This is a genomic window from Sporomusa sp., assembly GCF_035561155.1.
Classification (GTDB): domain Bacteria; phylum Bacillota; class Negativicutes; order Sporomusales; family Sporomusaceae; genus Sporomusa.
In genome coordinates this window covers 1-7,041 of the sequence record NZ_DATMYD010000132.1, presented here as the reverse complement: position 1 = coordinate 7,041, position 7,041 = coordinate 1, and the positions used below count along the sequence as shown (strand labels likewise).

Annotated in this window: 4 protein-coding genes; 1 reads left to right on the top strand and 3 read right to left on the bottom strand. The window is 42.8% G+C overall.

Annotated elements, in window-relative coordinates; all coding sequences use genetic code 11:
* Positions 1 to 357 precede the first annotated feature (357 nt).
* The 3 genes from VN447_RS17800 to VN447_RS17790 all read right to left on the bottom strand — a co-directional run bounded on the left by VN447_RS17800 (position 358) and on the right by VN447_RS17790 (position 5,066).
* Positions 358 to 777, bottom strand: coding sequence for a LuxR C-terminal-related transcriptional regulator (locus VN447_RS17800; RefSeq protein ID WP_325526767.1), 420 nt, complete (start codon positions 775 to 777; stop codon positions 358 to 360).
* Positions 778 to 1,612: 835 nt separating this feature from the next.
* On the bottom strand, positions 1,613 to 3,742 hold the full coding sequence (gene acsB, locus VN447_RS17795) for an acetyl-CoA decarbonylase/synthase complex subunit alpha/beta (protein WP_325526765.1): 2,130 nt from the start codon (positions 3,740 to 3,742) through the stop codon (positions 1,613 to 1,615).
* Positions 3,743 to 3,857: 115 nt separating this feature from the next.
* Positions 3,858 to 5,066 carry an anaerobic nitric oxide reductase flavorubredoxin gene (locus VN447_RS17790; RefSeq protein WP_325526763.1) on the bottom strand — a complete coding sequence of 403 codons (1,209 nt, stop codon included), beginning with the start codon at positions 5,064 to 5,066 and terminating at the stop codon, positions 3,858 to 3,860.
* A 228-nt stretch (positions 5,067 to 5,294) separates the two neighbouring features.
* Here VN447_RS17790 and VN447_RS17785 point away from each other — a divergent pair, with 228 nt between their 5' ends.
* Positions 5,295 to 6,872 carry a transposase gene (locus VN447_RS17785; protein ID WP_325526761.1) on the top strand — a complete coding sequence of 526 codons (1,578 nt, stop codon included), beginning with the start codon at positions 5,295 to 5,297 and terminating at the stop codon, positions 6,870 to 6,872.
* Positions 6,873 to 7,041: the final 169 nt, after the last annotated feature.

The following is a 7,041-nucleotide window of genomic DNA, read 5'->3' as shown; positions in this document are numbered from 1 at the left end:
TACCTGTGGTGCCGGTAATAATCCACCATGCGCATGCATCCTCCAGGCATTGACTAAACGAAACCAGATTATTTTCAGGTTTAATACAAAGTAAAGGACAATACATTCTCTCACCTCCTATTCTTTATCCGTACTCAAATGGTACAAAAGGGTTAGGTACAAGTTAGATATAATCTAGCGAAAAATCTTGAAGTTGATTGTGAGTGTAAAACCGACGATTACTTCGAGCCCAGGAAATATCCAGGGTGTTTAATTGCCTGTGCAAATTTCTAGCTTTTTCTTTTGCTTCTTCTTCAGAAAGTCTGGGGTCTTGCCGCCGATATGTGTCCTCCAACATCTCCAATGAATAATATTTCCTCATTTTTTTTCACCTCTTTCCCTGCTGTGCGGGGTATTGAGATAAGCCGCTAACCGGAAAACCACTTGCTGGATATGGAATTTTACTGTTACCGGCCTGATGCCAAGCATTTTGCCAATTTCCTCTACTTGATATCCTCGTTTCAGTAACTCAAACACTGTCAATTGTCGCGAAGATAATATAACCACTCCCTGATCAATATCGGCAAGCACACACACAATGTCATCTTTACCATGTGCAAAGCCACCGCCGTTACTGATTTGTCGATATTGTACAGCAGTTATTTCAGCTATACTTCTCAATTCCTGGTAACGACGAATAATATTCGCAATCCGCTTTGAATCGTACTCATTCCCTTTTACATCGTATTGCCCCCCTTTTAAATGATGAGTTGCTATTAGCTCTGATTTACCGCACATACAAACACCTCCTTAATAGGTTAAGCTGCAACTATGTCGTGCAGCATTAAATAACAATTCTGGGAAAATGTAGATATGTCTTATCAATAAAGCGTTTAATTTATTCATAACGATGTTTATCACTGGAAAAATAACGCTAGTTTTTCATTCGATTAAGAAAAGCCGCAATTAAGCATCCATATTCCCGGTCTATAAATTTACTTTTGCATATTAACTCCGAACAAGAATCCGGAGTATCTTCCCAACAACAAACGTGTGGGCGTTTTTGTTTTTCTTCCAGGCATCTTGACTCCACAACAACATCGCCCTTTCCTTAGTCATAATCGCATAAAAAATAAGGAGCCAAGGCATTGCTTTGCCTTCTGCTCCCTGCATTGTCGTGCTTAATTATAACGCTCTTATGCAGTTTTAATTTGCGAACTCTCGCAGCCCTAATAATTTCATACCTTTCCTCATTTTTGGCATACGATTTTTTTCCTGAATTAATCCCCCCAGGCTTTATAATGGAATTATATTTTCTAGCTCTTATTAAATGAATGTTCATTAGTATCTGTAACTCAGGAAATAGATATATTTTCTATTTAAATTTATCCTTCTACTCCTTATCCGTACAGTTTAATGCAAATAGCGATAGGTTAAATAATTGCAATATGGCAAAATTCCCCAAAGCTACATATCAGCGATATGCAAATGTTTGAATATTGTCGAAGGACCTATTATTATGAAGCAACCGTAGAGCAGATGAATCCGGTTTAGAATAAAAAGCAGGAATTTAGAGTTATTCTAAATTCCTGCTTGCACGTGTCCCTTATAGACATTTATTACTTACAGCCTATTACATAACTGGCGGCAAATTAAGCGCCGGATGCTTCCTTGCCTGAAGGAAAGGTAGTATTTCATCCTCAGTAACACCTGTGGTTTCATCCGCTATTTTGTCAACAAAGTCGTCTCCTAAACCCAAAGCCTTCGCCCGTTCGGTTAATTCGCTCCGCAAACTCTCTTTAAGCTCTTTTGACATCCAAACCACACGGGCAAGCCCACCGTCGGCAGGTATGAATTTAGCGCTGGTTATAAAGCGACGGCTTACGCCGAGAAATCCCGGTATTTGAACCCCGCCCCCACAAGCCCCCATCAGTTTTGTAAAAGTCATCCCACTAGGTGTATCACCAGAATAATCACGTGCAGTAATCATTACACCGTTTGCCTGAGGTAATACCGCCATTACGGCCTCAAAGCAGCCACAGGATGTTACAGGCCTATCCATAAGAGTATAAAGATTTACTTCCTCTACCGTCTGGTTTGAAGCCTTACACATATACTCATTAACGCTCTTCCACATTCCCTTAACAGCATCCAGGCATTCGCCCTTACATATCGGTTGATTAGGACCTACCGGGCTCATCTCATATGAGGCCTTAGCATCTAACCAAGTGACCGCCCCGCATAGTCCGCCACGCTCTGGCGTCAGTATGCAAACATGGTTAGGAGAATGAGATTGACAAAGTGTGCACGAGTAGAACGTATCAACCATCTCATCGGTTAAACCTTTTAGATGAACATCTCTAAGGGCATAGGCTTCACGCGCTACTTTGACTTCATTGGCCACTGCGCCAGGATCGGTGAAAATTGTTACTTCAAGTCTGTTAATAATAGTACCAAAGGTAGCACGAAACATATGAATTAACAATTCGCCCATATCACGAATCTTAAATCCCAGCTGTTTGGCCTCTTTACTAATCCTCATACTGACTAAATCGCGCCCGGAGGTATGCCATAAACCTTCTCCGTAGCTGATAAAGTAGTGGATTCGGCGTTCCATGATTCCGACAAAGTCTTCTTGCATTTTGCGTCCGTATACTTTAATGACGATACCGAGCGGCCATTGGCTGCCTTCAGGTATTTCATCAATCTCCGGTCCGATTACGGTAACTTTACCATCCTCAACCTCTTCCTTACCTACCATGCGCAACAACTCAAATGCAGTCACTTTGCTGCTACCAAACTCCACCCAAGTATCTGCCTTACGAACAATTTCTCCCTCATAGGCCGGGTTTACCTTGATAGGAAGCTGAAGAGGGCCATGTTGCACTTTTATTCCCGTCAGCTCGACCGCCAAATTTATTAGCTCATCAACATTACCAGACCGCGCAGTTTCAAACAAGCCAACAAGCTCTTCCTCCGGTGGTAGCGGCTGATCGGTTATCACGGGGAATCCCATAACCAGCCCACCGGCACAAATGGCAGCCATCTCGGGATTTGACGAACCTAGCGTAATTATAAATGCCGGTAGCCGTGTTGCCATGAATTTAAGTAAAGCAGCACGATCATCCGGAACAAGACTGCCTAACAAGAATCCAATCCGTGCTGCCGCTGTAAATGCATGAATCGCCTGGGAAGAATCCTTACCTAGAGGAATTATGAGCCTATCAAGACTAAGTAAGTTTTCTTCAAAAGCACATTGCTCAATAATCTCTCCGGCTAACATTACCAAAATCCCTTTGTTTCTCAAAGCCTTGACTAATCTGACTGCAGCTATGTTATCACCTGCAGTTCCGCATAATATAGCGACTCCCGCCACAGTACCGTCCACGATTGAAACGCCGATCTTACGAAGAATCTCGTCTGGCAGTAAGTCTGCGTTACCTTGTCCACCGGATGACATACATCGCAACGCCTCACCGGTTTCCGCCGCAATAAGGGCTGCTTCACCTGCTTGAAGAATGCTTTCCATATCACTGCCACTGGGCATTTCTTTTAAGCTTAACTGATCAAAGAGTAAAGTCAGATCATTATAATCAGTAATACGCCTTCCTAGTAAAGCCGACGTTAGCGGCAGTCGCCCCAGAATATCTGAAACTTCGCCAGTTCCCCATCCCTGTATTCTACCTTCACGCAGTTGATTAACAGCATCCGCAAGAAGGTTCTGGGCACCTTGAGCCGCTTGCCTACTTAAAGCTATGGTCATAATTCTCCCCCCTCGAATTCTCTTTAAGCTAATTTTATAGAAAAGCACTTTTGCTTGCAGTGATAATTATCACAAAATTTTACATATTTACAGGTTATTATCTATTAGGTTCTAATCATGATTTGGGAGGCGGAGCGCTGGCAGCAGCAAAATCCTTGCCGAAATTTATAGCGCTATTGACAGTTTGCTCATCCGGATTCCATAATCCTTTAAAGCCCTCATTAACAACAGTAAAGCCCCCTGACTTCAACAGCTCGTTAAGCACCTTAACTGATTCGCCACTCCAGCCGTATGTTCCAAACGCAACGGCTTTCTTATTTTTAAAAGCTAAACCTTTAATCTCTTCCATAATCCCGGCCATGGATGACAAGATCCCCTTGTTAACCGTAGGTGAACCAACCAAGATAGCCTTGGATTTAAAGACTTCTGTAATGATATCGTTTTTATCTTTGCGAGCCGTGTTATACAGCTTGATGTTTACCGCTTGATCGGCCTGTTTGATACCTTCAGCAATTGCTTCCGCCATTTTACGGGTGCCATCCCACATAGTATCATACAAAATAGTAATCTGATTTTCTTGATAATCTTTAGCCCACTCAGCATACTTGGTTACAATCTGCAGTGGGTTATCCCGCCAAATCACTCCATGGCTTGGGCAAATCATGTTCACTGGAAGGTTAAATCCAACAACCTCCTGAATCTTACGATCCACTAGCCGACTAAATGGAGTGAGGATATTAGCATAGTATTTTATACACTCTTGATATAATTCACTTTGATCAACAAGGTCGTTAAACATGTACTCTGATGCATAATGCTGTCCAAAAGCATCATTACTGAATAAAATATTGTCACCGGTAAGATAGTTCATCATAGTATCTGGCCAGTGTAGCATCGGGGCCTCGATAAATATAAATTCTTTGGAACCAATACTTAGCTTGTCCCCTGTTTTGACTACATGAAAGTCCCAGTCCTGATGATAGTGGCCTTTTAACGATTTAACCGCATTTGCCGCACAATAAATAGGGGTATCGGGAATCAGTTTCATTAATTGGGGTAGCGCCCCGCTATGGTCACTTTCCGCATGGTTGATGATGATGTAGTCGATCTTATCCAGTGGTATTTCCTGCTTAAGGTTTTCAATAAACTCTTGGGCAAAAGGAAGCCACACTGTATCAATTAAGACATTTTTTTCATCACGGATAAGATATGAATTATATGTAGAGCCTTTGTGTGTGGAGTATTCTTCCCCATGAAACTTTTTCAGTTCCCAGTCTACTTTACCTACCCAAGTTACGGTCTCAGTGATTTTGAAAGTCATCATTCGCGCCCCCTTTAAATTACTATAATACCTTTATTATACTACTTTACCATGCCTATGCAGTGATAATAATCACAAAAATCCCCAACTCTTGGAAGACCAAGAGATTGGGGATTTTTTTACATTATCGAGTCTGCTTAAAAACCCTCTTGTTTTTCACCGATTTTGAAAGAAAAAAGGTCTTAGCCGTCGAATACTACTAGTAAAGACAGGTAGAAAGAGGGTTGAGTGATGTTCCGCTGGGATCATGTACAAACTAGTTTTTACAATTATGATGAGTTGTGGGATATCTTAATTCCGGAAAACTCTGTCTACCGATTGTTTCGTGAACTCGCCCCGCTACTCGTAGTTCCCGAGGATCTGGAGGGTCTATACAGTCGTGATAATGGCAGACCCAGCTTATTTGCGCTGAGAATGACGCTGGCTTGCCTTTTGCAACAGATGCACGCAAGCACCGATCGCGATATGGAACAACAGACACAGGTCAATCTGGAATTCAAATATGCACTTGGCATGGCAGTCGATGAGTCTGGGATTGATGCAGTTAGTTTATTCGTGCATCGGCAGCGCTTGATTCAACGCAATCTTGATACCCTGCTGTTGCAGCGTTTTATCTATCTACTGTACTGCTTGGGAATCTTGACAGGGAAAGAGCCCTTTTTAACCGATACGACTCATTCGATTTCCCCCATCAGTGAACAAAGTTCCGCTAATCTGCTTCAACAAGCCGTCAGGTTTGTATTGCGTCGCCTTAAGAGAAAGGGGCATATATGTCAATTACCCACCGATTTGCCTGAAGCACTAGCACAGGAGAAACATTGGGAAACGAGTTCATTAGCAAGTTATATTCAGACAATTGATTCGCTTCTTCAATGGTTCGAAGATAATCCTGCTCTTTTGGAGGATGACGTGTTAAAGAGTCGCGTCTGCTGTTTAGCACGAATCGTGAAGGAACGCGTCATTCGTCATGCAGACAATACCGTTACGTTTGCTGACACGTCCACGATAAAAGATTTGGTCATTTCCGCATATGACGTCGATGCTCGGTTTGGTTGCAAAGGGAAGATTCACTGGCGCGGCTACAAAATCGGTTCGATACAGATAGGCAACACAGGCTTTATTGCCGCCAGCGACATAATCGCCGCTAACCAGTATGACGGCGATACTCTCGCTCCGTTAATTGATTCATTGCCGCTCTCCCTAGTAGAAGAGCCAACTGTCATTGGCGATTCGCACTATGGAGCAGTGGAACAACGGTTAGAGATGAAAACGAGAGAGGTAAAAGTCGTAGCACCTGCGGCAAGAACACCAGAAAGTCCAACGATAGCAGAGGAAGGGTTCCAGGTAAGTGACGACTTAAAGAGACTTACCTGCCCACAAGGATATGATTGTGGGAAAGCATACCAGGGAAAAAATGGAGTACAGTTTCATATCCGCAAGACGAAAAAATCGCCATGTCATCAGTGTCCGTTGGAGGCGAAATGCCTTGGCGGGAAACAAAAACGCACAGTGTTTGTTCATCAACACCACGATATTATATCTCAGGCTCGGCAAGAAGAGAATTCGGGCTTGTTTAAGGCAAGCATGAACCTGCGTAAACAAATTGAAGCTAAACAGAATGAGCTGGTGAACCACTATGGTCTTCGCCGTACCGACTACCGCGGAACACGCAATTTAGCATATGTTGCACGAATGAGATCACTAGGATCAAATTTTCGACGTCTTCAGCGGTTATTGAATAATCCCAAACACTCATATTGTATTAATTGGGAGACGGCAGAAAACATTATTTTTACGAGTGTGGCCTGAACAAGGGGGAGGTCTGCGCTCTTAACGGTTTACGGAACCGTTAAGAGTTAGAATGTAGGTCTTAAGCGAGCAATAGACCCTCTTTCTTGCTTAAATAAAGACATTGTGATGATTTATCTCTCTCGAATGGACTGGAACAGTCCAAATCACTCTTTTTTTAAGCAGACTC